Source organism: Amycolatopsis sp. CB00013, from assembly GCF_001905755.1.
GTDB lineage: Bacteria > Actinomycetota > Actinomycetes > Mycobacteriales > Pseudonocardiaceae > Amycolatopsis > Amycolatopsis japonica.
In genome coordinates, this window is the sequence record NZ_LIWC01000001.1 from 560,291 (window position 1) to 584,064 (window position 23,774).

The 23,774-nt window shown below is 68.8% G+C and carries 22 protein-coding genes; 5 read left to right on the top strand and 17 right to left on the bottom strand.

Annotated elements, in window-relative coordinates; translation table 11 throughout:
* Window positions 1–54: 54 nt before the first annotated feature.
* Window positions 55–996 carry an aldo/keto reductase gene (locus AMK34_RS02405; protein WP_073842619.1) on the top strand — a complete coding sequence of 314 codons (942 nt, stop codon included), beginning with the start codon at window positions 55–57 and terminating at the stop codon, window positions 994–996.
* Window positions 997–1,175: 179 nt separating this feature from the next.
* On the opposite strand, the gene AMK34_RS02410 is transcribed toward AMK34_RS02405, so the two are convergent.
* The 5 genes from AMK34_RS02410 to AMK34_RS02430 are packed head-to-tail and all read right to left on the bottom strand — an operon-like array spanning window position 1,176 to window position 7,100.
* Window positions 1,176–1,868: an alpha/beta fold hydrolase gene (locus AMK34_RS02410; RefSeq protein WP_241832666.1), complete on the bottom strand. Its 693-nt coding sequence runs from the start codon at window positions 1,866–1,868 to the stop codon at window positions 1,176–1,178.
* Between the two features lie 36 nt (window positions 1,869–1,904).
* Window positions 1,905–2,825, bottom strand: coding sequence for an ABC transporter permease (locus AMK34_RS02415; RefSeq protein WP_073842623.1), 921 nt, complete (start codon window positions 2,823–2,825; stop codon window positions 1,905–1,907).
* Window positions 2,822–3,766, bottom strand: coding sequence for an ABC transporter permease (locus AMK34_RS02420; protein WP_073842625.1), 945 nt, complete (start codon window positions 3,764–3,766; stop codon window positions 2,822–2,824). The genes AMK34_RS02415 and AMK34_RS02420 overlap by 4 nt, the downstream gene beginning before the upstream one ends.
* Window positions 3,763–5,343, bottom strand: coding sequence for an ABC transporter substrate-binding protein (locus tag AMK34_RS02425; RefSeq protein ID WP_073842627.1), 1,581 nt, complete (start codon window positions 5,341–5,343; stop codon window positions 3,763–3,765). The genes AMK34_RS02420 and AMK34_RS02425 overlap by 4 nt, the downstream gene beginning before the upstream one ends.
* Window positions 5,340–7,100 carry a dipeptide ABC transporter ATP-binding protein gene (locus AMK34_RS02430; RefSeq protein ID WP_073842629.1) on the bottom strand — a complete coding sequence of 587 codons (1,761 nt, stop codon included), beginning with the start codon at window positions 7,098–7,100 and terminating at the stop codon, window positions 5,340–5,342. Before AMK34_RS02430 ends, AMK34_RS02425 begins: the two co-directional genes overlap by 4 nt.
* A 234-nt stretch (window positions 7,101–7,334) precedes the next feature.
* On the opposite strand from AMK34_RS02430, the gene AMK34_RS02435 reads away from it, so the two are divergent.
* Both AMK34_RS02435 and AMK34_RS02440 read left to right on the top strand, forming a co-directional pair.
* The gene (locus AMK34_RS02435) at window positions 7,335–8,321 is read left to right on the top strand and encodes a methyltransferase family protein (RefSeq protein WP_073842631.1); all 987 of its coding nucleotides are present in this window, start codon (window positions 7,335–7,337) and stop codon (window positions 8,319–8,321) included.
* Entirely contained in the window at window positions 8,318–9,253 is a 936-nt protein-coding gene (locus AMK34_RS02440) for an alpha/beta hydrolase (RefSeq protein ID WP_073842632.1), read from the top strand. Before AMK34_RS02435 ends, AMK34_RS02440 begins: the two co-directional genes overlap by 4 nt.
* A 273-nt stretch (window positions 9,254–9,526) precedes the next feature.
* Here the strand turns inward: AMK34_RS02440 and AMK34_RS02445 are convergent, their stop codons facing one another.
* From AMK34_RS02445 to AMK34_RS02460, 4 genes are read right to left on the bottom strand one after another with little or no spacing between them, the layout of a single operon-like run.
* The gene (locus AMK34_RS02445; protein WP_016333932.1) at window positions 9,527–10,114 is read right to left on the bottom strand and encodes a TetR/AcrR family transcriptional regulator; all 588 of its coding nucleotides are present in this window, start codon (window positions 10,112–10,114) and stop codon (window positions 9,527–9,529) included.
* Between the two features lie 41 nt (window positions 10,115–10,155).
* A complete protein-coding gene (locus AMK34_RS02450; RefSeq protein WP_073842634.1) occupies window positions 10,156–11,790 on the bottom strand; it encodes an amidohydrolase in 1,635 nt (544 codons plus the stop codon).
* 3 nt (window positions 11,791–11,793) lie between these two features.
* Window positions 11,794–12,585 (bottom strand): molybdenum cofactor biosynthesis F family protein, encoded by a 792-nt coding sequence (locus tag AMK34_RS02455; protein WP_038514359.1) that lies wholly within the window; start codon window positions 12,583–12,585, stop codon window positions 11,794–11,796.
* Between the two features lie 10 nt (window positions 12,586–12,595).
* Window positions 12,596–14,461, bottom strand: coding sequence for a primary-amine oxidase (locus AMK34_RS02460; RefSeq protein ID WP_073842636.1), 1,866 nt, complete (start codon window positions 14,459–14,461; stop codon window positions 12,596–12,598).
* Window positions 14,462–14,575: 114 nt separating this feature from the next.
* On the opposite strand from AMK34_RS02460, the gene AMK34_RS02465 reads away from it, so the two are divergent.
* Window positions 14,576–15,295, top strand: a complete 720-nt coding sequence (locus tag AMK34_RS02465) for an SDR family NAD(P)-dependent oxidoreductase (RefSeq protein WP_038514352.1) — start codon at window positions 14,576–14,578, stop codon at window positions 15,293–15,295.
* 14 nt (window positions 15,296–15,309) lie between these two features.
* Window positions 15,310–16,107, top strand: a complete 798-nt coding sequence (locus AMK34_RS02470) for an SDR family NAD(P)-dependent oxidoreductase (RefSeq protein WP_037337000.1) — start codon at window positions 15,310–15,312, stop codon at window positions 16,105–16,107.
* Between the two features lie 455 nt (window positions 16,108–16,562).
* Here AMK34_RS02470 and AMK34_RS02475 read toward each other — a convergent pair whose 3' ends face one another.
* The 8 genes from AMK34_RS02475 to AMK34_RS02510 form a co-directional block, all read right to left on the bottom strand.
* Complete coding sequence (locus tag AMK34_RS02475) at window positions 16,563–17,258, bottom strand: ABC transporter ATP-binding protein (protein WP_073842639.1); 696 nt, start codon at window positions 17,256–17,258, stop codon at window positions 16,563–16,565.
* Entirely contained in the window at window positions 17,255–18,958 is a 1,704-nt protein-coding gene (locus AMK34_RS02480) for a branched-chain amino acid ABC transporter ATP-binding protein/permease (RefSeq protein WP_073842641.1), read from the bottom strand. Before AMK34_RS02480 ends, AMK34_RS02475 begins: the two co-directional genes overlap by 4 nt.
* Window positions 18,945–19,805, bottom strand: a complete 861-nt coding sequence (locus AMK34_RS02485) for an ABC transporter permease subunit (protein ID WP_073842643.1) — start codon at window positions 19,803–19,805, stop codon at window positions 18,945–18,947. Before AMK34_RS02485 ends, AMK34_RS02480 begins: the two co-directional genes overlap by 14 nt.
* Before the next feature lie 12 nt (window positions 19,806–19,817).
* The gene (locus tag AMK34_RS02490; RefSeq protein ID WP_038514334.1) at window positions 19,818–21,008 is read right to left on the bottom strand and encodes an ABC transporter substrate-binding protein; all 1,191 of its coding nucleotides are present in this window, start codon (window positions 21,006–21,008) and stop codon (window positions 19,818–19,820) included.
* Window positions 21,005–21,397 (bottom strand): nuclear transport factor 2 family protein, encoded by a 393-nt coding sequence (locus tag AMK34_RS02495; protein ID WP_038514331.1) that lies wholly within the window; start codon window positions 21,395–21,397, stop codon window positions 21,005–21,007. The genes AMK34_RS02490 and AMK34_RS02495 overlap by 4 nt, the downstream gene beginning before the upstream one ends.
* Window positions 21,398–21,406: 9 nt before the next feature.
* A complete protein-coding gene (locus AMK34_RS02500) occupies window positions 21,407–22,174 on the bottom strand; it encodes a MoaF C-terminal domain-containing protein (protein WP_073842645.1) in 768 nt (255 codons plus the stop codon).
* 40 nt (window positions 22,175–22,214) lie between these two features.
* Window positions 22,215–23,195, bottom strand: a complete 981-nt coding sequence (locus tag AMK34_RS02505; protein ID WP_038514326.1) for a helix-turn-helix domain-containing protein — start codon at window positions 23,193–23,195, stop codon at window positions 22,215–22,217.
* Window positions 23,196–23,276: 81 nt separating this feature from the next.
* Window positions 23,277–23,759, bottom strand: a complete 483-nt coding sequence (locus AMK34_RS02510) for a hypothetical protein (RefSeq protein ID WP_038514323.1) — start codon at window positions 23,757–23,759, stop codon at window positions 23,277–23,279.
* Window positions 23,760–23,774 lie beyond the last annotated feature (15 nt).

The following is a 23,774-nucleotide window of genomic DNA, read 5'->3' on the forward strand; positions in this document are numbered from 1 at the left end:
CATTCTACGATCGTAGACTAAAACTTGTTTCCGTTGCCAGCGAAAGGAAAACTCGTGGACGAGAAGCGGAACGGACTGGGCTTCGCCACTTCGGCGCTGAGCCTGGGATCGTGGAACACGTGGGACCGCATGGACTTCGACGACGCGGTACGCCTGATCCGGCACGCCGTCGATTCCGGGGTCACGCTGTTCGACGTGGCCCACTACGACATGGGGCCGCATGCCGAACAGTCGCGCACGGACCTCCTGTTCGGCGAGGCGGTCCGCGCCGCCGGAATCCAGCGTGACGAGTACCAGCTGTGTGGCAAACTCTGGCTGTGGGACTACCCGAACACCGGTTTCGCCGAGCAGCTCGCCACTTCGTTCGACCGCGTCGGTGTCGAGCGCGCGGAAGCCGTCGTGGTCGGTGACTACTTCGAGCGGCCCGACATTCCACGCATCGTCACCGAGGTGGCCGAACAGATCCGCCTCGGCCGCTTCGATGTCTGGGGCGTGAACAACTGGCGTGCCGCGGATCTCGACCTGGCGCTGGAATTCGCCGCGAGTGAAGGGCTTCCGGCGCCTCGTTTCGCTCAGCTGAAGTACAGCATCGCACGTCGGTCGATGGCCGAAGGTTCCTTCTACGGCAAGCATTTTTCGGCCGGAACCTTGACGTTGCAGGCGTCGGACGTGTTCGAGGGCGGCGTGTTGCTCGGGAAGACCCCGTCACGGAAGATCGGGGCGGATCCGGGCGAGATCCGGGACTCCATCCGCGCCGCCGCCGCGCGTGTCGCCGCTGTCGCCGGGGACTTCGGAGTGAGCTCGTCGCAGCTGGCTCTCGCGTTCTGTCTCGCGTACGAGCCGGTGGTGAACGTGTTGTTCGGGGTGAGCCGGATGGCCCAGCTGGAGGACAACCTGGGTGCTGTCGCGTTGGCCGCTTCCCGCGGTGCCGAGGTGCGGGCGGCTCTGGAGGATCTTTGGCTGGACCGCTCGGTCGCCGCCGATGGGACGTTCTGATCTCCCGGTGGTATGTCGCGAGCCGGGCGCGAACGCTATGAAAGGTCCTTTCCTTGCAAAATTTGCAAGGAAAGGACCTTTCATAGCATCGGTCGGGTCGGGGGAAGCGTTGCGAAAGCCACTTTCGCAACGTTGAAGGTTGCGAAAGTGGCTTTCGCAATGCGGCGGAGCCGCAATCCTCAGCCGAGGAAATCGAGCACGGCCGCCTTGAACTCCGCGCTCCGCAAAGCACCGCCGTGATCCCCGGGCACCCGCACGAGATCCGCGCCCGGCACCAGGTCTACCAGAGTCTCGATGCCCTGGCTCACCGGATCCTCCACCCCCGCCACGAACCGGGTGGGCACGGACACCGCTTCGGCGACCGGCGCGAAAGGCTCGGCCCGCAGATCCTCGATGCACCGCGCGAGCGCCGCGGGATTCCGCCCCGGCGCGGTGATCATATGCGCGATCATCCCGGTCAGCGGGTCCGACGGAGCCTTGCCGCCACCGGCGAAGGCCAGCGCGGCCGCCACATCGACGGCGCCGAACGGTTCGAACGGGCTCACCCCGGCGAGCACGAGCCGCCGCACCGGAGCCTGGGCGGGCAGCTCCCAGGACAGCCGCGCGCCCAGCGAGTACCCGACGACGTCCACTTCGGACAGATCCGTGACGAGCCGCGCCAGTTCCGCGGTGATCGCGACGGCACCGAGCGAACCCGAGGGCGCCGGGCTGGAGCCGTGCGCGGGAAGGTCCGGTATCACCACCTCCCGGCCCGCGGCGGTGAGCGCGGCGGGCCATCCGGTGGTGATCCAGTCGGTGTGCCCGTCGGAGGCGAATCCGTGCACCAGGAGCACCGGCGGCCCCGAGACGGTTTCGGGGGCGAATCGGCGCACGGCCAAGGAAGTAGTGGCAGACAACGGGATCCTTTCTCAGCTGCCGGAGGGGCGGCGGGTGCGCAGGCGCTGCATCTCGCTCAGCGTCCGCGCGCGGGCGTCGACGGCGATCCGCAGCGACGATCCGATGAGGTTCAGCAGGAAGACGCACACCATGATCGTCACGCCGGGCACGATCACCAGCCAGGGCGCCTGCACCAGGTACGACCGGCCTTCGGCGATCATGTTGCCCCAGGTCGGGGTCGGGGGAGCGATGCCGAGACCGAGGAAGCTCATCGCCCCGTCGACCAGCATCGCCGCGGCGGACAGGATCACCACCTGCACCAGCGCGAGCGGCAGCACGTTCGGGAACACGTGCACGACGAGGATCTTCCACCGGCTCATCCCCGAAACCCGCGCCGCGCCGATGTAGGCACGGCCGGCGATGCCGAGCACGCGGCTGCGGATCACGCGGGCGGTGAACGGCGTGAAGATCACCGTCAGCGCGATCAGTTCGGTCCAGATGCTCGCACCGAGCGAGATCGCCAGCGCCATCGCGAGGATGATCGCCGGGAACGACATCCAGGCGTCCATCACCCGCATCAGCACCGCGTCGGCCGCCCGGAAGAACCCGCTGATCAGCCCGATCACCAGGCCGGTGAAGGCCGCGCACAGGGTGATCAGAGCGGACAGCCCGAGCGACGCCCGCCCGCCGGAGACCAGGCGGGCGAGCACGTCGCGGCCGAACGAGTCCGTGCCGAGGGGATGCGCGGCCGACGGTGGCAGCAGCCGGTTCACCGGGTCGGTCGCGCTGACGCTCGGCAGGAAGAACGGCAGCACGATCACGGCCAGGACGATCACCGCCAGGATGGCCGTGGTGATCACCAGCATCCTGTTGCGCCGGAACACCTTGGCCGCGCGGCCGGACGACGGCTTCTCGCGCACCGGCGACGTCTTTTCCACGAGAGCGACGCTCACGAGACACGCACCTTCGGGTCGAGCAGCGCGTACGACAGGTCCACCAGCAGGTTGACCAGCACGAACAGCACCGCGACGAACAGCGTCACACCCTGGATCAGCGGGAAGTCGCGGGTGGACACCGCGCCCATCAGCAGATGGCCGAGCCCCGGCACGACGAAGATGGACTCGATGATCACGATGCCGCCGACCAGCATGGCGAAGTTGCTGCCCAGCTGGGTGATCAGCGGCATCAGCGCGTTCGGCAGGACATGTTTGGTCATCACCTGCCGCTCCGACAGTCCCTTGACCCGCGCGGTGCGCAGATACGCCAGCGGCAGTTCGCCGAGCAGGCTTTCCCGCAGGGTGAGCACGAACAACGCGGTCTGCCCGATGACCAGCACGGTCAGCGGCAGCACCAGCGCGGGCACCGCTGTCGCCGGATCGGTGAACAGGTTCTCGTAGCCGCTGGAGGGGAACCAGCGCAGTGTCACCGAGAAGACGAGCACGAGCATCAGCGAGATCCAGAAGTCCGGCATCGCCATGCCGAGCGCGGACAGCCGGTCCAGCGCCCGCGCCACCGGGTTGCGCGGCGACACCGCCTGCCACGAGGTGATCGCGACCGAGAGGAAGAAGCTGATCACCGTCGAGAGCACGGCCAGCGTCAGCGTCGGCAGGATGTGGTCGGCGACCACGCCGAGCACCGGGGCGTGATAGGTGATCGACGTGCCGAAGTCGCCGTGCAGGACATTCCCGGCCCAGCTGAAGTACTGCTCCCAGAGTGTCCCGTTCAGCCCCATGCTCTCCCGCAGGGCGTCCACATCGGACGGTCGTGCGGTCGGGCCGAGGATGGCCTGTGCCGGGTCGCCGGGGATCAGCCGGATGACGAAGAACATCATCGTCCCGACGATCACCAGGATGATCACCAGATCGCGCAGCCTGCGCAGCAGCAGACCGGTCATGACGCCAGCCAGGTGTTCCAGAAGACGCGGTAGAAGTCGCCGTAGCCCTTGAGCTTGGGGGAGTAGGCCGCGTACAGCCTGGACTGGCTCAGGGTGATCACCGAAAGCTGCTTCCAGGTGAACGCCTGCAACTTGTCCACCACCGCCTTCGCCTGCTCAGGGGTGGTCGAAGCGTTGAACTCCGCCATGAGCCCGTCCAGCTCGGGCGAGGTCGAACCGTTCAGCGTGCCCAGGGTGAGCGCGGGCATCTGCGCGGGCGAGGTCAGCGCCGAGTCGAAGAACAGCGTGGTGATGTCCCAGCCGCCCGGCTCCTTGGTCAGCGTGCCGAGCATGGTGGCGAAGTCGAAGGTGTCGATCTTGGTGTTGATGCCGATCTTCGACAGGCTGTCTTGGATCAGCACGGCCCACTTGCCGAACTCCGGGTACGAGTTCGTGGTGACGATGCGGATCGTCGCGCCGGCGGTGATGCCCGCCGCGGCCAGCAGCTGCTTGGCCTTCTCCGGGTCGTGCGCCTTGTAGACCTCTTCGCCCGCGGTGGAATAGAACTGCTTGTTGTCCGGCGAGGCGAAGGCGCCGGTTTCGACGGTGAGATCCTTGCTGCCACCGGTGGCCGCGTTGATCGCGGGCTTGTCCAGCAGCAGGTTCAGCGCTTCGCGGGCACGGGGGTCGGCGAACTTCGAACCGGTGTTGAAGTTCGGGATCACCACGTTGTCGTTGCCGCCGGGCAGGTTGTGCACGACCACGGCCGGGTTGTTGCGCAGCGGTTCGTACTGGTCGTTCGTGGGCATGATGTGGTCCCACTGGCCGGTCTGCAGGCCGTTGATCAGCGCGTCCTGGTCGGAGACCACCTTGTAGGTCACGGTGTCGAGGTACGCGTGCTTGGCGCCCGCCTGCCCGCCCCAGTCCTCTTCGGACCGCGACTTGTAGCCGGTGTACCGCTCCAGCACCAGTTCACGGCCGATGTCCCAGCTCTTCAGCTTGTACGGGCCGGTCCCGATCGCCTTGTCCTGGGCGAACCCGGTCGGCGCGACACCGGTGAGGTTCTTCGCCTCGTAGATCTCCGTGCCCGCGCCGGCGAGTTCGTTGATCAGCGGGTACCGCGGCTGCTTGAGCTTGATGGTCACCGCCGCCGGGTCGGTCGGTGTGATCGCCTCGATGTCCGGCGTGACCAGCTGACCGGTGCGGTGCACCTGCTGCCACCGCTTCAGGCTCGCCACGACGTCCTCGGACGTCAGCGGGTTGCCGTCGTGGAAGGTGACGCCCTGGCGCAGTTTGAAGGTGTAGGTGAGCCTGTCCGGGCTGGTGGTGTAGTCCTCGACCAGCATGGGCCGGGCGGTGAAACTCCGGTCCACCTCGAACAGCTTCTCGTACATCATGTTGCCGATATGCGCGGTCACCTGGCCGGGGTTCGCGACCATGTCGAGGGACTGCGGGTCGGTGGGCACGGCCACGTTGAGGTTGCCGCCGGGCTTCGGAGGCCCGTCGGCGGCGCCACCGCCCGCCTGCCCTCCCATGCACGAGCCGATCAGCAGGACGGTCGCCAGGCCGAGGGCGGCCGAGGTCAGGGTTCGTCTCATGGGTTCCGCACTCCAGTGTGGGGGTGGGCGGGCAGTTCGGGATTCGCCGCGAGGAGACGGCGGGTGTACTCGTGCCTGGCGTGGAGCCGGATCTCGTCCGGTTCGCCGATTTCGATCAGTTCGCCCCGGTACATCACGCCGACCCGGTCGGCGACCGACAGCACCAGGCTGAGGTTGTGTGTGATGAAAAGGAAGCTGAGCGCGCGGGTGCGCCGCAGGTCCAGCAACAGGTTCATCACCTGGCCCTGCACCGAGACGTCGAGCGCGGAAGTGGGCTCGTCGGCGACGATGAGGTCGGGTTCGGCCGCGATCGCGCGGGCGATCGAGACGCGCTGCCGTTGTCCGCCGGAGAGCTGCGATGGCAGCTTCTTCGCGGTGTCCGAGGGAAGCCCGACCTCGTCGATCAGTTCGGTGACGCGGCGGTCGAGTTCCGCGCCGCGGAGGCCGGTGAGCTCCCGCAGCGGCTCGGCGATGATCCTGGCGGCGGTGTGCCGGGGATCGAGCGAGCTCTGCGGATCCTGGAAGATGAGCTGCGCGCGACGACGGAACGCGCGCTCGTCCCCTTCGAGACCGGACGGCGTGCACCGGTGCTCACCGAAGGCGATGGTGCCCTCGGTCGGGGTTTCCAGCGCGCTCACCAGACGGCCGAGCGTGGTCTTGCCCGAACCGGATTCCCCGACCAGGCCGAAGAACTCGCCCGGCGCGATCTCCAGCGAGACGTCCTTGACCGCGTGCACCTCGGGTTCGCGGCTCAGCGAGAACCGGCCGCGCCGTCCGTACACTTTGGACACCGAGTCGATGAGGAGCGCGGTGCCCTCGTCCGTCTCCCTGGACTTCGGGCGGCTCAAGGACCTGGTCTCGGTCGCGACCGACGATTCGCCGTTCATCGCGGCTTCGAGCAGTGCCTCGGAGATGGTGGGGAAGCCGTCGCGTCTGCTCACCCCGAGCTGCGGGACGCAGTCGAGCAACGCCTTGGTGTAGGGATGCTTCGGCGAATGCAGAATGTCCTCTGTGGACCCGAGCTCGACCAGTTCGCCCCGGTACATCACCGCGATCCGGTCCGCGACCTGCGCGGCCACGCCCATGTCGTGCGTGATGAAGACGCACGCGGTGCCGTGGTCACGGCGGACGCGGTCGAACAGGGTGAGGATCTCCGCCTGCGTGGTCACGTCCAGCGCCGTGGTCGGCTCGTCGGCGATCAGCAGGCTCGGGTCGGCCATCAGGGCGAGCGCGATCATCACGCGCTGCTGCATCCCGCCCGACATCTGGTGCGGGTACAGGGAAAGCACGCGATCGGTGTCGGTGAGGCCGACCTCCTTCAAGAGGCCTCGGGCCTTCGCCTCGGCCTCGCGGTGCAACGGCGTTCCCTTGCGCGCGGCTTGACGCGGCAGGGAGCCGGGCTTCCGGTAGGCCTCGATCAGCTGCTTGCCGACCCGTTGACTGGGGTTGAGCGAATCCAATGCCTCCTGGAAGATCATGCCGATCCGCGGGCCCCGGTACGCGCGCATCTCGTCGGCGGACAGCCGCGTGAGATCGACGCCGTCGACGCTGATCTCGCCGCGGGTGAACACCGGCGCGACGAACTCCAGTAACCGGATGATCGACAAGGCCGTCACCGTTTTACCGCTGCCGGATTCGCCGACCACGCAGAGTGTCCGGCCTTGGTCGAGGTCGAACGAAAGTTCGCGGACCAGTTCGCGTTCGGTTTCGTCGGCGATCACGCCGACGGTGAGTTCTCGTAATTCGAGCAGGGTCATGAATCCCCTTTCCCGAGCCCGCCCGGGGCGGACCGCACTGCCGGGGAACGGACCTCCGGCGGGGGTAGTTCTACGCATGTTGACACTGGGGGAGTGCGCTGTCAATGGGTATATTCTACGAATGTAGGAAGTTGATATCCGGCAGGTTTTTCCTGGTGGTGGGCGAAAACTTGCACTGGATTCTTTTGTCTACGTCTGTAGACTCTCGGCGGAAACGAGCTAAGGAGGGCACCCGTGAGCGGGTCGACCAAGACTGCCGGTCCCGAGCGGATCGTGGACATCGCCGTGGGGTACATGGCGGCCAAGCAACTCTTCGCGGCGAGCCGGATCGGCCTGTTCACCGCGCTCGCCGTCGGGCCGCTGACGGCCGCGGAACTGGCGGAGAAGACCGGCAAGCCGGAGAAGATCACCCGCATCCTCGGTGACGCCATGTCATCACTCGGTCTGCTGTCCCGTGTGGACGGACGCTATGCGCTGGCCGCCGATGCCGCGGAGTACCTCGGCGGCGGGGGCCTCGATCTTGCACCCTTCCTCACGTTCCTGGACTCGATCAGCTACCCGCATTGGCTGCAGTTCGGCCACACGGCCGACAGCGGAGAGCCGGGCAAGCTGGAGATGGACGACGCGCGGTGGGGCACGTTCATGGCGGGCGTCATGACGTACAACGCCCTGCACGCCAAGATGCTGGCCGGCGCGTACGATTTCGGCTCCCATCGCAAGGCGCTGGACCTCGGTGGTCTGTCGAGCGCGTTCGCCGTCGAAGCCATGAAGACCAACGACGAACTCCACACGACGTTCGTCTTCGACCCGGGCTTCACCGAGTCGGTCACCACCGCGGCGGCCGAGGCCGGGCTCGCGGATCGCGCGACCGTGATCGGCGCGGAGACGCCCACCGCGCGTCCCGAGGGCGAGTTCGACCTGGTGATGGTCAACCACGTCGTCCACCGTTTCGACGCCGAGCAGAACGCCGGGATCCTGCGCAACGCCCGCGCCGCCGCCGCGCCGGGGGCGACGTTGCTGCTGCTCGACTTCTTCCTCGACGACGACGCCGTCCAGCGGCCGATCGACGCGCTGCACGCGGGGGAGTACCTGGTGATCGACGGGACGGTCGTCTACCCGGAGGCCGAAGTCCGTGGCTGGCTGGACGAGGCGGGCTGGCGGGTCACCGACCGGCTCGCGCTGCCGGGCAGCCCGCGGGTGCTCGTCGCGGAAGCGGTGTGACCGTGACCCTCGATCCCGCGGTCAAGGAACTGCTGGCCCGGAGCGCTCCGGAGGAGGCGCCGGCCGGGCCCATGACGGCTCCCGAGTTGCGCGCCGCCTTTGCCGCTTCGTGGCGACGCCCCGATTCGGTCGAAGAGGTCGCTTCGGTGGCCGACCACGTGCTGCCTTCCGGTGTGCGGGTGCGGATCTATCTGCCGGAGGCCACGGCGCCGGTGCCCGCGTTCGTCTGGATCCATGGTGGTGGGTGGACGATCGGCTCGATCGACGAGAACGAGGTCGCGTCGCGCGCGGTGTGCAACGCGGCCGGGGTCGCCGTCGTCGCGGTCGACTACCGGCTCGCGCCCGAGCACCCGTACCCGGCGGCCCCGGACGACTGCTACGCCGTCGTCGAGTGGCTCGCCGCGGGCGGTGCCGGTCCTTCGGTGGACGGGGCGCGGATCGCGATCGGCGGCGAAAGCGCGGGTGGCAACCTGTCGACGGTGGTGTCGATGATGTCCCGCGACCGGGGCGGGCCGGCGTTGGCCGCGCAGGTGCTGATCTGCCCGGTCTTCGGGCATCCGGACGACGGATTCCGGTCCTATGTGGACTTCGCCGAGGGGTTCGGCATGACCGCCGGGGCGATGCGGTTCTTCTTCGAGCAGTACGTGTCGGATCCGGCGCAGCTGAACGATCCGTACCTGCTGCCGTTGCGGGCCGACGACCTGACCAGGCTCCCGCCGGCGCTGGTGCTCACGGCCGAGTACGACGTCCTGCGGGACGAAGGGGAGGAGTTCGCGCGGCGCCTGACCGATGCCGGGACCCAGGTGGAGATGACGCGCTATTCGGGCCAGATCCACGGCTTCTACGGTCTCTACACGGATCTTCCCGCGTCGCCGCGCTCGCACCGGCACGTGGCGAGCTTCCTGACCCGGACCTTCGACCCCCGCGTTTAGTCCTCTGAATGCGGTCCATCAGCGGCCAAGACGGTGGCCGGAAGCCGATCTCGCGTGCTTGAACACCGCACACCCGTGCTTGGAGACCGAACTCGCGTGATCAGAGGCGGAACTCGCGTGTGCGGTCTCCAAGCACGCGAGATCCGCCTCCAAGCACGCGAGTCACGCCTGGGAGGTCGGCGAACAGGCCAGGCCACGCAGTGAAGAGCGCTTTCCCCGCATCACATGCGGGGAAAGCGCCCTTCACTGCGTGAGATGTGGGGAAAGCGTCCGTCAGGGGCGGGTCAGGCGCGCGAAGAACGACTCCAGGTGTTGCCGCTGCAGGGCGATCGTCGAGAACTCCCCGGCGACCAGGCTCATCACGTTCGCCCCGGCGTTGATCAGCACGACCTCGTCGACGAGCTGCTCGTCGGGCGTTTCGGTGACGATGTCGCCGTCCTCCCGGCCCTCGGTGAGATACCGGTGCAGCAGGCCCCGCCACGAGCGGATGTGCTCGAGGTACTTGTCCTGCAGTTTCGGGTTGGTCAGCGACAGCTGCCAAAAGGTGAGCAGCACGCGCCCCGCGGCGATGCGGTCTTCGTCGATGGGCATCGACGAGACGCACAGCTCGCGGAGCGCGGTCAGCCCACGCAGCTCGTCCAGCTCCACGTACTCGCGCATCATGCCGAGCGCGCGTTCGTAGGTGGCCTGGATGATGTCTTCCTTGCTCGGGAAGTACAGCTTGAGCGCGCCGTTGGCGAAGCCGGCGGCCGCCGCGATCTCGCGCATGGTGGCGGCCTCGATCCCGCCCTGGGTGATCAAATCCCAGGTGACGTCGACGATATGGCTGCGCCGCTCGTCGTGGTCGATGATCTTCGGCATCGGCAGACCTCCCGCACTGGTTCTTCTACCAGTGTAGGAGATCAGGCCTCGTGATACACGCGGTGCCCGGCGAACCACGTTTGCGTCACCTTTGTCTTGACGAGCGCAGACGGATCGGTCTTGAACGGATCGCGGTCCAGTACGACGAAATCCGCCGACTTCCCGGGGACCAGCGAGCCGGTGACGTCGCCCAGCCCCATCGCTCGGGCGGCGGCCAGGGTGAAGACCTCGATCGCCTCGGCGAGGGTGATCGCCTGCTCCGGCCACAGCGCGCCCGGGAACGTGCCGGTCGGATCCTGACGCGTGACCAGGCCGTGGATGCCTTCCCACGCGTTCGGCGACTCGCTGACCGGCCAGTCCGAACCGCCCGCCACCAGCGCGCCCTCGTCCAGCAACGACCGGTTCGGCTGCATCCGCCCGGCACGCTCGCCGGGCAGCACCTCGGCGATCGCCGCCGGAATGACGCCGGGGACCCACAGGAACGGCGAGATGTCCGCGGCGACGCCCAGCGCGGCGAAGCGCGGGAGATCGTCGGGGTGGACGAACTGGCCGTGCGCGACCTGGAACCGCGCGTCGGCGAAGCCCTCGGCACGCACCTTCTCGACGGCGTCGAGCGTCGCGCGCACCGACGCGTCCCCGGTGCAGTGCACCTTCGCCGAGAGCCCCGCCGCGGCCGCCGTGCGCAGCCAGCCCTCGAGTTCGTCACCCGGCATGGTGGTGGCGCCGTGGTGGCAGGCTCCGTGCGCGGCGTCCGGCAGGTACGGCTCCAGGAAGGCCGCGGTCCGCGTCGGCGGGACCCCGTCGAGGAAGATCTTCACGAAGTCCGGCCGGTGATGCTCGCTCCGGTACTGCCCGGCGACTTCCAGCAGCGGTGCCCCGATCGGGTCGAAACCGAAGATCGGGTCGTTGATCAGCAGCGACGAGACGACCCACGCGTGCAGTTCGCCCGCGTCGTCGAGCGACTTCAGCGCCCGCAGGATGTCCGCGGAGACGCCGGCGTCCTGGAAAGCGGTGACTCCGTACGAATGCAGGGTGCCGATCCCGTGCCGCGACGCCGCCACATGCTGCTCCGCGGTGAGCGTCCGGGTCTCGCTGAGCGCCCGCTCGACGGCGACGCCCGCCGCTTCGAGCAGGACGCCGACGGGTTCGCCGGTGGCGGGATCGCGGACGATCTCCCCTCCCGCCGGGGCAGGCGTCGAGGCGGTGACCCCCGCGAGCTCCAAGGCCCGGCTGCTCACCCAGCGGTTGTGCCTGCTGTCGTCCGAAAGCATGACCGGACGCCCGCCGGCGGCCTCGTCGAGCGCGTGCCGGGCCGAAGTCCGCGACAGCGTGCCGACCAGGGTGGACGCCCAGGCGCCGCCGACCACCCACTCGTCGGGTCCGAGCCCCGCGGCGCGCGACCGGACCGCGGCGAGGATGTCGTCCAGGCCCGCGTCGAGGCCGAAGTTCAGCTCGAACAGCGCCGCGCGCCCGGCCAGGGCGTGATGGTTGTGCACGTCGACCAGGCCGGGCATCACGAACGCGCCGTCGAGGTCGACGACCTCGGTGCTCGGCCCGCGTTCGATGTCCTCCAGCGACAGCACCTTGCCGTCCTTGATCGCCAATGACGACGCCCAGGGGCGGTGACCGTCCACTGTGTACACCGTGGCGTTGGTGAGGACGATGTCGGCGGTCAAGGCTCAGCTCCCGGCCGGGTCGTACGCCTCGGGGTGCACGGTGGTGCTCAGCAGCTTGCCGTGCGCGCCGAAGGTGAAATGGGTGGGAGTGCTCCCGCTGGCGTCCAGTCCGAAAAGGACACCATGCGAGCGCAGCCGCTTCGCGTCCCGGTGGTCGGCGACGGTCACCGACGCGCACGGGATCACCTTCTCCCGCCAAGCGAAGACGTAGATGCCCGGCCGCAGCTCGTAGACCGAGTTCTCGTCGGTGTCCGCGAGCCCCCGCTCCGGTCCGGCGAGGCACTGCCACGTGTACCAGTGCGGGCTGAGGTACACGTGCTCGTACGCGTGCTCGGTGCTGTACACCCACAGCACCCGGCGTCCGACCAGCGACGTGGTCGGGGCGAGCGGCTCCCCGGCAGGCTCGACGCCGCCGATCGTGGCGGCCACGAAGGACTGCGTGACACGGGGCGAGGTGTCGCCGATCTTGCTCAGTACCAGCAGCGCCCGGCCGCGGCGCAGGTCGAGCAGCAGGGTGAACGCCTCCTCCTGCCGTGCCCGCGGGTGGAACTGGACGTAGTACAGATCGTCGTCGACCAGGAACGTCTCGCAGCGATCGGTGCCCTTGCCGTGGTAGGCCCAGTCGATCCGGGTGCCGGAGAAGGCGGCGGTGAACGTGGTGCCGTCTTCGCAGGCGAGTTCGAACGAGCGGCCGTGGAGGTCGCCGACAGTGGGCGCCTTGTTCGCGTCGAAGCCGGGGGCGAGTCCGTCCAGCGGCAGCCAGGTGGACGTGTCGGACAGGGTCAGTTCGGGCATTGAAAGAGTCCTAGTGCTCGTGGGCGGAACAGTGCTCGGCGGAGGCGCCGGAAGGCAGGTCGAGGGCCGGGTTTCGGTCCAGGAAGCCATAGGGGCGCAACGAGAAACCGGAGTAGTCGACCGGCATGACCGGCCAGTCCTCCGGACGCGGGATGTGGGTCGGGCCGAATACGTGCCACAGCACGAGATCGGTGTCGGTGAGGTCGCGGTCGGCGGCGGTCCAGGCGGGCAGCCCCGCGCCGCCCGGATGCGCGTTCGGGCGGTCGCCGGCCGGGAAGCGTTCGTCCGCGCGGTACGGCGTCGCCCACAGGTGACGGGTGGCGAACGTCGCCCGCTGGTGGACGGTCGATTCCGGCTGCGCCATCAAGGTCGCGGATGGCCGCGGCACGAGCTGGTACGCCGTGGGGGAGCCGAGGCGGTTGGTCCGCTCCGCGCTGCGGATCTCCCACACGCGTGCCTTGGCCGGATCCGCGAACCGCTGCGCTTCCCGCTCGGTCCGCAGCGGGGTTTCCTTCCAGGTGAACGCGTTCCCGTACGGGTTCTGTTCGCCCATGGGGACCCGTTCGACGTCGACCTCGACGAGCGAGTTGCGTTCGCCGTCGATCGCCACGTCGAGCCGCGCGCAGAACAGGTGCTGGTGCACCGGCGCGAAGAGGCCCGGCGCGATCTCGTTGGCGTGCGGGTGATCCGTGCCGGGATGTGCGGCGCCGGCGAACACGATGCCGGTGGCCTTCGCCTCCAGTTCCACGGTGCCGTCGAGGTAGAGGTACCAGAAGAACCCGTAGTCGTAGTTGCCGATGGTGGAGATCGACGAGATCACCAGCCGCCGGGAGCGGCGGACCTCGGCGCGGCCGTCGAGATCCGTGTGCTTCCAGAGGATCCCGTAGTCCTCCTCGTGCATGCAGATCGCGCGCGGGATCTCGACCGGGTGGCCGTGGTCGTCGGCGACGAACGCGGGGAAGTAGTGGATGACGCCGAGGCAGTCGCAGCCCAGCCGCAGGTCGTTCCCGTTCTTGCCGAGCAGGTACTCGCCCGCGTCGAAGTAGCTGATCCAGAACCGGCCGGGCGCGGTGTCGCCGTAGGGCACCACCATCTCCGGTACCGACGCGCGGTGCAGCACCGACCGGTCCTGGAAGCCGATTTCGTGCAGCGTCAAGCCTTCGCGGGCGTTGAAGCCGACGCGGAGTTTCCAGCCCTCCCAGGTGACCTCGTTGCCGTCGACGGTGAAGCTCGGACCCTCCGGCTGGGTGATCTCGATCGGCTTGAGCGTGGTCCTGGCGCGGACGTCGCCGTAGCGGCCGTGCTCCGGCGGCACGGGCACGTCGCCCTCGTCCTCCACCCGGATGACGTGCTGCTCGGTCAGGTCGATGTGGGCGATCAGACCCTCGACCGGATGCGCCCACGGGCTGTCGGACGCGTCGTCGCGCAGGAACGTCAGCGTGCGGATGACCCGGCCGGTCTCGTCCGGCCTGCCGAAGAACCCGGGCGCCAGTGGAGCGCAGAAGGCGTGCTCGACCCGGTCGGCGAGCCCGCGTCGCTCCATGGCGGCCTGCCATTCCGGCGACGCCTTGGTGATCGACGCGGCGAGGTCGTATTCCTCGAACAGATACGCGGGCTGGCCGGGGCCGCATTCCTCGGTGGAGATCAGTTCGTGTTTCTCCAGCGAGACGACCACGTCGCGCGCCTCGCCGGTCGCGGTGTCCAGCAGCGTGTACCGGACGCGGCGATCGGGGGCGGCGTCGCCCTTCTCGGGCTCCACCGGCAGCACGGCCGGGAACCGTGTGGTGGCGGTGAGCAGGCCTTCGGCGGCCAGGATCGCTCGGCCTTCGGCGAGTTCGTCGGCGGTCAGCGGGTCGAGTGGATGCGGCCTGGTCATACTTCGCAGTCTTGCCGGTCCGTCCGCGGCTGGAAAGACCGTCATGCGGCTGCCGACAAGAAGGATGCACTGACGGCCAAGCTCCGTGAAAGGTCCGGACCGGAGGATGACGTCATGGGACTGGATCTCGCGGGCAAGGCCGTGCTGGTGACCGGCGCGGCATCCGGTATCGGCCTTGCCTGCGTCCAGGCCTTCCTCGCCGAGGGCGCGCGGGTCGGCGCCCTCGACCGGGCACCCGTGCCCACCCTGGCCGACGGTCTCCTGGCGGTGCAGGCCGACGTGACCGACGAGCCGTCGGTGGCCGCCGCGATCGACACCGTGACGAGCCGCTTCGGCGGGCTCGACGTCGTCGTCGGCTGTGCGGGGATCTCCGGTCCGGTCGGGACGCCGGTCACGGAAACCTCCTCGGCGGACTTCGCCGCGCTCTTGGCGGTCAACGTCACCGGCCAGTTCCTGCTGGTCAAACACGCCGCGCCCTGGCTCACCGCGTCGGGTGGCTCGGTCGTGCTGCTGGCCAGCGACTCGGCGTTCACCAGCGCGCCCGGCATGGTCCCGTACTGCGCGTCGAAAGGGGCCGTGGTCGCGATGACCAGGGCGCTGGCGGTCGATCTCCCCGGCGTCCGGGTGAACTGCGTCTGCCCGTCGGTGGTCGACACCCCGATGGCGCGCGGCGATCTCGGCGAGGTGCTCGACGATCCCGCGTTCCCGGTGCAGGCTCCGGAAGAAGTCGCCTGGCAGGTGCTCCATCTCGCGTCCGCGCGTTCGCGGGCGGTCAACGGCCAGGCCGTGCTCGCCGACTTCGGCGTCTCGGCCCGCTCCGGTTTTCCCGCTTAGAAAGGACTCCGCAAGTGAAGAAGGTTGTCGCGATCACGGGTGGCGGTACCGGAATCGGCGCCGCGGTGGCCCGCCGGTACGCCGACGAGGGCGCCCAGGTGGTGGTGCTCGGACGGCGGCTCGAGCCGCTGGAGAAGGTCGCCGCCGAAACCGGCGCGCACGTCATCTCGTGCGACGCCAGCGATCGCGAAGCCGCCGAGAACGCCGTGGCGGAGATCGTCGGCAAGTTCGGCAGGCTGGACGTCGTGGTGGCCAACGCCGGCGGGCACGGGCTGTCCTCAGTGGTCGACACCGGTGACGAGGAATGGGAACTGGCGCTGCGCTCGAACCTCTCGAGTGCTTTCGTGTTCTGCCGGGCCACGCTGCCGTCGCTGATCGAAACCGGCGGCCAGGTCGTCGTCGTGTCGTCGCTGGCCGGGCTGTTCGCCGGGCCGAACGTCGCCGGCTACACCGTCGCGAAGCACGCGCTGATCGGGCTGACGCGTTCGATCGCCCGTGACTACGGGCCGAAGGGCGTCCGCGCGAACGCGGTCTGCCCCGGCTGGGTGCGCACGCCGATGGCGGACGGCGAGATGGACCAGTTCGCGGAGGCCGCGGGCTTCGACGGCGGCCACGCCGAGGGCTACCGCCGCGTCACCGCCGAGGTGCCGCTGCGCCGCCCCGCCGAACCGGAGGAGATCGCGTCGATCGTGCGGTTCCTGGGGTCTTCGGAGTCGTCGTACATCACCGGCGCGGTGATCGTGGCGGACGGTGGCGCGCATGCGGTGGATCTGCCGACGCTGGCTTTCGAACGGGCGGGGATGGGTTCTTAGCGGGGTTTTGCGCGTGAAGGCCTCCTTCCCTCGGCTGAGCCGAGGGAAGGAGGCCTTCACGCGTGTGGGGAGGGTGATCGCCCGGTGCCGGATGTCATGAAAGGGTCGTTCAGGACGAAATGTGTCCTGAACGACCCTTTCATGACATCCGGGCAGCCGCGAAGGCGAGTGCGACTGTCCGTGAAGGCCTCCTTGAGGGACCCAGAGTCCCTCAAGGAGGCCTTCACGGACCGATATTTGTTGATCTACGTCTGAACCGGGAGTGAGCGGGATTCGCTCCGGGTCGAGCGTTGTCGATGAAGGATTTGGGACGTTCACTGTCCCAAATCCTTCGTCAACGAATCCCTGTGCGGAGGAGCCAGGACGTTCAACGTCCCGACCCCCTCTAGCTCGGCCCACACCAGCGGGTAAGCAAAGCGAGTCCCTCAAGGAGGCCTTCACGGACTTCCGAACGGTCAGGATTCCCCGAGGTAAGCCGCGTGCAGGGTGCCGGGGGAGTCCAGCAGTCCCTGAGCCGAACCCGCGTAGGTGACCCGCCCCGAAGACACCACCAAAGCGTCGCTCGCCACGCCGAGGGCCAGATGAGTGAACTGCTCGACCAGCAGGATCGCCGCGCCCTCCTCGGCGAACCGGGTCACCATCGGCAGCAGCCGGGTGAACACCACGGGCGCGAGGCCCAGCGACATCTCGTCGATCAGCAGGAACGACGGCCGCGCGGCGAACGCGCGGGCCAGCACCACCATCTGCTGTTCGCCGCCGCTGAGCAGCGCGGCCGGCGAGTCGCGGCGTTTCTCCAGTTCGGGGAACGCCTCGATCAGTTCGTCCGCCCGTGCGCGGGTGCGCGCGGTCAGCATCAGGTTCTCCAGCACGGTCAGGCCGCCGAACACCGCGCGACCCTGCTCGATATGCGCAAGACCCCGCCGAGCGCGGGCCACTCGGGACTGTTTCGTGATCTCGTCTGATCCGATGTGGACGGTCCCCGACGCGGCGGGCACCACGCCGGAGACGGCCTCCAGGAGGCTGGTCTTCCCGGCACCGTTGGGGCCGACGAGCGCCGTGATCCGGCCCGGCTCCAGGGTCAGGTCGACGTCGCGGATGACCGGCCCCGCGCCGCGGGTGACCGTCAGCCCCGCTATCCGCAAAGCGTTCACAGCATCTCCGTTTCACCCATGTACGCCTTGAGTACGGCGGGATCGGCGAGCACCTCGGCCTGCGGGCCGGAGGCCAGCACCCGGCCGAAGTCGAGGACGGTGATCGTGTCGCAGACCGAGCGCACGAGGTCCAGATCGTGCTCGATGAGCAGGACCGAAACCCCGAACCGCGCGGGAACCTGCCGCAGCCGTTCCCCGAACGCGACGTGCTCCTCGTGCGGAAGGCCCGCGGCGGGCTCGTCGAGCAGCAGGACGCGCGGCCGTGCCAGCAGATGCCCGACGACCTCGACCAGCCTGCGCGCACCGACGTCCACTTGCGACAGTGGGGTGCGGGCGGCGGGGCAGCCGAAGAAGTCCAGCGCGTCGCCGATCTCGTCGGCGGTGAGCCGCCGCCTGGCGAGGAACTTGAGATACGCCCCGACCGTCAGCCCCGGCGGGACGCGGTCCTGCTGGAACGTCCGGCGCAGCCCGGCGCGGGCCCGGTTCGACGGCGATCCGGTCAGCGGACGGCCGCTGAGTTCGACGGCGCCCTCGGCGTTGGGCAGGAATCCGCTGATCGCGTCGACCAGCGTCGACTTGCCCGCACCGTTCGGCCCGATGACGCCGAGCACGCCGTGCTCCGGTACCGATATGTCCACTGAGGACAGTGCGGCGACGTGCCCGAAGTTCACGCTCAGGCCGCGGACGGTCAGCACCGGCGGGCCGGGAGAGGCCGGTTCGACGTCGCCCGCGCCGGCGGCGAGATCGAGTTTCGCCGGTTCCTTCTTGGACCGCCGGTACCAGACCTGCCGCACCGTGGTGCCCAGGTTCCCGCCACTGGCCAGCGCCTGGACCCCGAGCACGCCGAACACCACGAAACCCCAGTCCTGCGGGATTCCCCAGCGTTTGAGCAGTTCCGGCACCCCGACCCACAGGATCGCGCCGAACACGGCCATGTCGATCAGATGCGCTCCCGACATGATCGCCAGCACGTACAGCGCCAGCGACTGGATCGCGGTGAAACTGGCCGGAAAGGCGATGCCGACCTGCCCGGTGAGCAGGCCGCCGCTGATCCCGCCGAGGGTGGCGCTCACGGCGAACGCGGTCAGCTTCGACGTCCGCACGCTCGTCCCGGCGGCCGCCGTGCCGCGTTCGGAGAACGCCACCGCCTGCCAGGCGCTGCCCCAGCGCCCGCGGCGCAGGAAGTACACGACGAGGCAGCACAGCACCAGCACCACGACGGCGAGCTGGAAATACGACCGGTCGTCGGAGAAGGCCTCCGGTCGTTCGACCGAGATCCCGGCGGACACACCCGGGAACTGCAATTGGACGAGCGCGAGGTCCGCCGCCGCGGCGAGCCCCAGCGTGACGACGGCGAGGTTGATCCCGCGCAGCCGCAACGCCGGGAGCCCGACGAGCACCCCGACCGCCCCGGCGGCGAGACCGCCCAGCGCCAACCAGGTGAGGAACCCGCCGGGCGCCTGCGCCTCGTTGAGCGCCGACACCGTCCAGGCGCCGACGGCGCCGAAGGTCAGCTGGCACAGGGAGATCATGCCGGCGCTGCCGGTGACCACACCCAGCCCGAGCAACGAGATCCCGGCGACGACGGCGCTCATGCCGAGATAGACGAAATACCCGTCGAGCCCGACGCTCAGGCCGTACCCGACCGCGATCGCCACGATGGCGACCACGAACGGGATCCCGCGTTCAGCGAGCCGCATCCCACACCTCCTTGCGCTGCGACCACAGCAGCAGCGCGACGATCACTGCGAACGGCAGGAAGTACCGCACCACCGAAAGGCCGTCGACCTGCGCGGCCGCGCCCTGGATCAGGCCGAGGCCGAGCCCGCCCGCGACCGCGAGGTCGAGACGGCGGAATCCGCCGAGCAGGGCCGCCGCGGCCGCGGGGACCACCAGCATCGCCAGCGACGTCGCGTCGTTGGACTGCGACGGCGCCACGATCGAGATGACCAGCGTGCTGACCACCCCGGTGACCGCCCAGACCGCGACGCTGAGCCGTTTCGCCGGGATGCCCAGCAGTTCCGCCGTCGTCGGGCGTTCCGACAGTGCCCTGAGCTGGACACCGGCGGGCGTCCGGCTCAGCACGATCCGGCTGGCCACCGCCACCAGGACCGCCAGCGCGACGGTGACCACGGTGACCTGGCTGATCACCACGCCGCCGACGGTGACCGCCGGACCGTCCAGGATCGGGTGGAACGGCTGCGGTTTGTTGCCGAACAGGATGAACGACAACGAGATCAGCAGGAGCAGCACCGCCACGGTGACCGCCGAGCGGGTGCCGGTGTCCGCTTCGGCGAGCCAGGTGGACACGATCCAGCCCAGCAGCGCGCTGAGCAGCCCGCCGAGCAGGATCCCCGCGACGGTGGCGAGCCACATCGGCAGGCCGAGATCGACGGACAGGAACACCGCCACGTAGCAACCGAACATCCCGGTGGCCGATTGGGCGAAGTTCACCACCCGCACCAGGCGCGACATCAGCGTCAGGCACACCGCCAACACCGCGTACAGTCCGCCGGCGGCCAGGCCTGCCAGCGCTCCCTGCAGCATCGAATCCTCCCGTTACTTCTTCGGAATCCGCAGCCAGTCGTTCGCGACGAGCTCCCATTTGTTGGTGCCGGAGGCGAGCTTGATCGGCCAGCCCGCGGTGTTGTCGTGGTGCGTCTGGCCGGGGCCGAAGACGTACGGCGTGCCGACCATCGGATCGGTGACCGGTTTCATCTCGCGCAGGGCCTTGGTCACCGATTCACGGGTGATGTCGCCCTGGATGCCGCGAACGACGTCGAGGAAGTACTTCGCCGCCAGGTAACCGCCCTGGCTGAACGAGGTCAGCGGGATGTTGTTCTTGGTCATCAGCTCGCGCCAGTCCTTGTTCTGCGGGCTGGTCGCGTCGGTGAACGGGTAGAACTCGGCGGGCACGTACACCCCGGCACCGGCGTTGGTGATGGCCTTGGCGTAGTTCTCGCTGTAGACGCTGGTGAGCAGCAGCCACGTGACGTCGTTCCAGCCCTGCGCCGCGGCGGCCTTCAGCTGCCCGATGGAATCCGGTTCGACCGGGTTCACCGTGATCGCCTTGCAGCCCGCGTTGCGCGCCTTGACGATGTAGGAGGTGTAGTCGGAACCGCCGTAGGGCACGGTCGCGTCGAGGTACTTGAGCTTCTTGCCGGTGATGGCCGACCATTCGTCGATCGCCGCCTGATACGACGGCAGCGTGTTGCCCGCGATCTCCAGCAGCGCGCAGATGTCGTTCAGCTTCAGCGTTTCCGAGCCGTAGAGCAGGGTCAGCGTCATGTCGTGGTACGGGCCGACGTTGACCGGGGCGATGTTCGGGCTGGAGAAACACGCCGGGTCCACGCCGATGCCCTGCATGGACAGGATCTTCTGCTGCTCGTAGTACTTGTTGTTGATCTCGCACTCGATGAGGCTGGACGAGCCGACGAGCGCCACCGCCTCGTCGCGTCCGACGACCTCTCGGGCCGCGGCCGCCGCGGCCGCCGGGTCACCCTTGTCGTCGAGGGCCTTGTACTGGATCTGCCTGCCGTTCACGCCGCCGCTCGCGTTGGCCGCGTCGAAGACCGCCTTGGCCGCCTGCGAAGCCTCGGGGAACGTCGCCGCGCCGCTCAGCGCGTTGACCGAACCGACCACGATCGGCCCGCTCGAACCGCTGTCGGCTCCGGCGCAGCCCGCAGTGGTGAATAGTGCGGCCGCGAGCAGGACGGCTGCGGAGGCGACGAGGCGCCGCGCGGGTTTCACCGGTTCTCCATGGCGTCGACGACGGGCACCGAGTCGACGATCTGCTCGAACGAGGCGAGCTTGCCGCCGTTGAACCGCCACACGTGCGCGACCCGGGCGGTGAACGAACGACCGGTGCCACGGTGCTTGCCGTGATAGGTCCCGAGGCCGATCACCGCGTCACCGGCGTCGAAGAGGTCGCCGAGGGTGAAGGTGTAGTCGTCCCAGTCCTTCGCGATCGGGCCGAAGACGTTGTCCGCGACCTCCTCCGGGCCGGTGTACGTGCCGGCGTAAGGGAAACCGGCCGCCTCCGTCCAGGTGGTCTCCGGAGCGAGCGGGGCCAGCATGCCCGCCAGGTCGCCCCGGTCGCTCGCGGTGTAATGCGCGGCGATGACGTCTAAATTGGACACTGAGACTCCTTAAACCGGTTGCGCGTCGGGATAGGCGACGGCGCCGAGTGGGTAGATGTGCCCGCCCGCGCGGGAGTGTTCCGACCGGCCGTCGCCGGTCAGGCCGAGGAAGACGCCGGTGGTCTTCAGCGCGTAGCCGAGGTCGTGCAGCCACACGCTGGCCACGGCGATGCGGAATTCGCGGAAGCAGAACAGGTAGAGCCCGTCCTGGAACTTCCACACCGTCGACAGGTCCATGTCCCCGTGGCCGCGCTGCACGCCTTCGAGGCATTGCCAGGCATAGCGTTGCGAGGACACGTACACGTGCTCGTAGAGGTGTTCGGGGCTGTAGCGGTAGACGTTGCGCTTGCCGATCAGGTCGCGCGACGGGCCGGGGACCTCGCCGGACGGCGTGCCCGCGTCGGTCGTGCCGGACCAGAACGTCTGGGAGACACGGGGAACGCCTTCGACATCCTCGGCGCCGATGACCGAGCGCACGGCGAGCGCGCGGTGCGTCGTGGTGGAGAAGACGACGGTGAGCGCTTCCCCTTCGACGCTGGTGTGTGGGAGATTGACGAAGAAGACGTCTTCCCGGACGGCGACCGCGTCGTACGGATCCTTGATGCCGTTGCAGGTGACGGTTTCAGCGTCTTCGAACCGCAGCGCGAGCGTCGACCCGTCGTCGAGCGTGACGGTGAGCTCGCGTCCCGACAGGTCCGCGTTCGGCAGGCGGTAGGTGGCTATTCCGGCGGCGAACTCGTCATAGGTACGCCACTGTTCCTCGGGTGCTTCGGGCATGCGGTCATCGTCGAGGCGACCGCCCGGGAAGGGCCAGCTGTCACGCGCTGGGCGGCAACAACCGATCGCTCACGGTCAAGCCGCGCCGCAGTTCGCTCGGCGAGCAGCCGAATTCCGTCTTGAACACCCGGCTGAAATGCGGCGCGTCGACGAAACCCCACTTCGCCGCGATGGCCGCGACGGGTCGCGAAGTGTGCACGGGGTCGAGCAATTCGCGGCGGCAGTGTTCGAGGCGGCGGGTGCGGATCCAGCCCGAGACGGTCGTGCCCTGCTCGTGGAAGAGGCCGTGCAGATGCCGGGTGGAGATGTAGTGCTCGGCGGCGATCTGTGCCGGTCCCAGGTCGGTGGAGGAGAGGTTCGCGTCGATGTAGGCGAGGACCCGGCGCATCAGTTCGTGATGCGGCCCGGCGCTCGTGCGGGCGAGGTCGAGCTCGCTGGCGAACAGGGTGGCGAGCAGATCGACCGCGGTATGCGCGAGCCGGACGCCCGCCGGCCCGCCGAGCTGGTCGAGGTTGCTGCCGAGCTGCGCGAGGAAGGGCACCACCACGTTGCCCATGCCCCGCTTGCCCGACATCGGCACCGCGGTCAGCTGGCCGACCAGGTCGCGGGGGAGATCGATGAGCCGCTGCGGGAACATCACCACGAGCGTGCGGAAATCCTCTTCGAACGCGAGGGTGTACGGCCGGTGCGTGTCGTACAACGCCACGTCGCCGGGACGCAGCATCGCCTCACGGTTGTCCTGCACGAGCAGGCCGGTGCCGGCCAGGATCAGGCTCAGCTTGTAGTAATGCCTGTCCGCCCTGGCGATCAGTTCGGGTGTCCGCTCGACCACGTGCGCCGACGCGGTCACCTCGGTCAGCTGCACGTCGTCGGCTCCGCACGAGCGGATGCGGCCGCGGAAGTGGTCCCGGTGCTCGCTCGTCACGTGCAGCGGCACGAAGGATTGTGACACCACCGTGCGGAAATCGGTGAAATCTCGCGCGACCGTGGTGGTGGTCGGGTCGGCGGTGGCGGTGGTCACGGGGGTCACCTCGCAGCATCGGGGGGTGAATTTCATATACGATAAGCGATACGATGCTGCCGGGCAATGATCGCGGCGAGGTCAGTCGGCGAGGCGGAACAGGAGGGTCCCCGGGTCCACGTCGACGGGTACCACCGTGCCCGTTTCGTAGCGGCCGACGTCCTCGGTGAGCACTCGCGCGCTGAACGGAGCCACGCCAGGGCCGGTGACGACGAGGTCGACGTCGTCCGCGGGCGTGCTCACCTCGCCGACCCAGATCCGCTTGCTGGAAACGACTTCGGCGGTCGCGCGGACACCTTTCCGGTCCAGTCCGCGATGGGCCTCCCTGGCCTTGGCGTTCTGCCAGAGGTGCGAGCCGACGGTGCCGGCCCCGCCGAGCGTGAACACGGCGCCCATGGCGACGACGACCAGGCCGTCGTCGTCGCCGGGATCGAAGCGGGTGCTGATCCAGAGCAGGGCCGGGCCGATCAGGACCAATACCGTCATGAAGAAGCCGAGGAGGCACCCGATGACCGTGACGGTAGGGAGCTCGGGGGCTTCCTTGCCTTCGCGGTCCGTCTTCACCGGCGTGAGGTTACT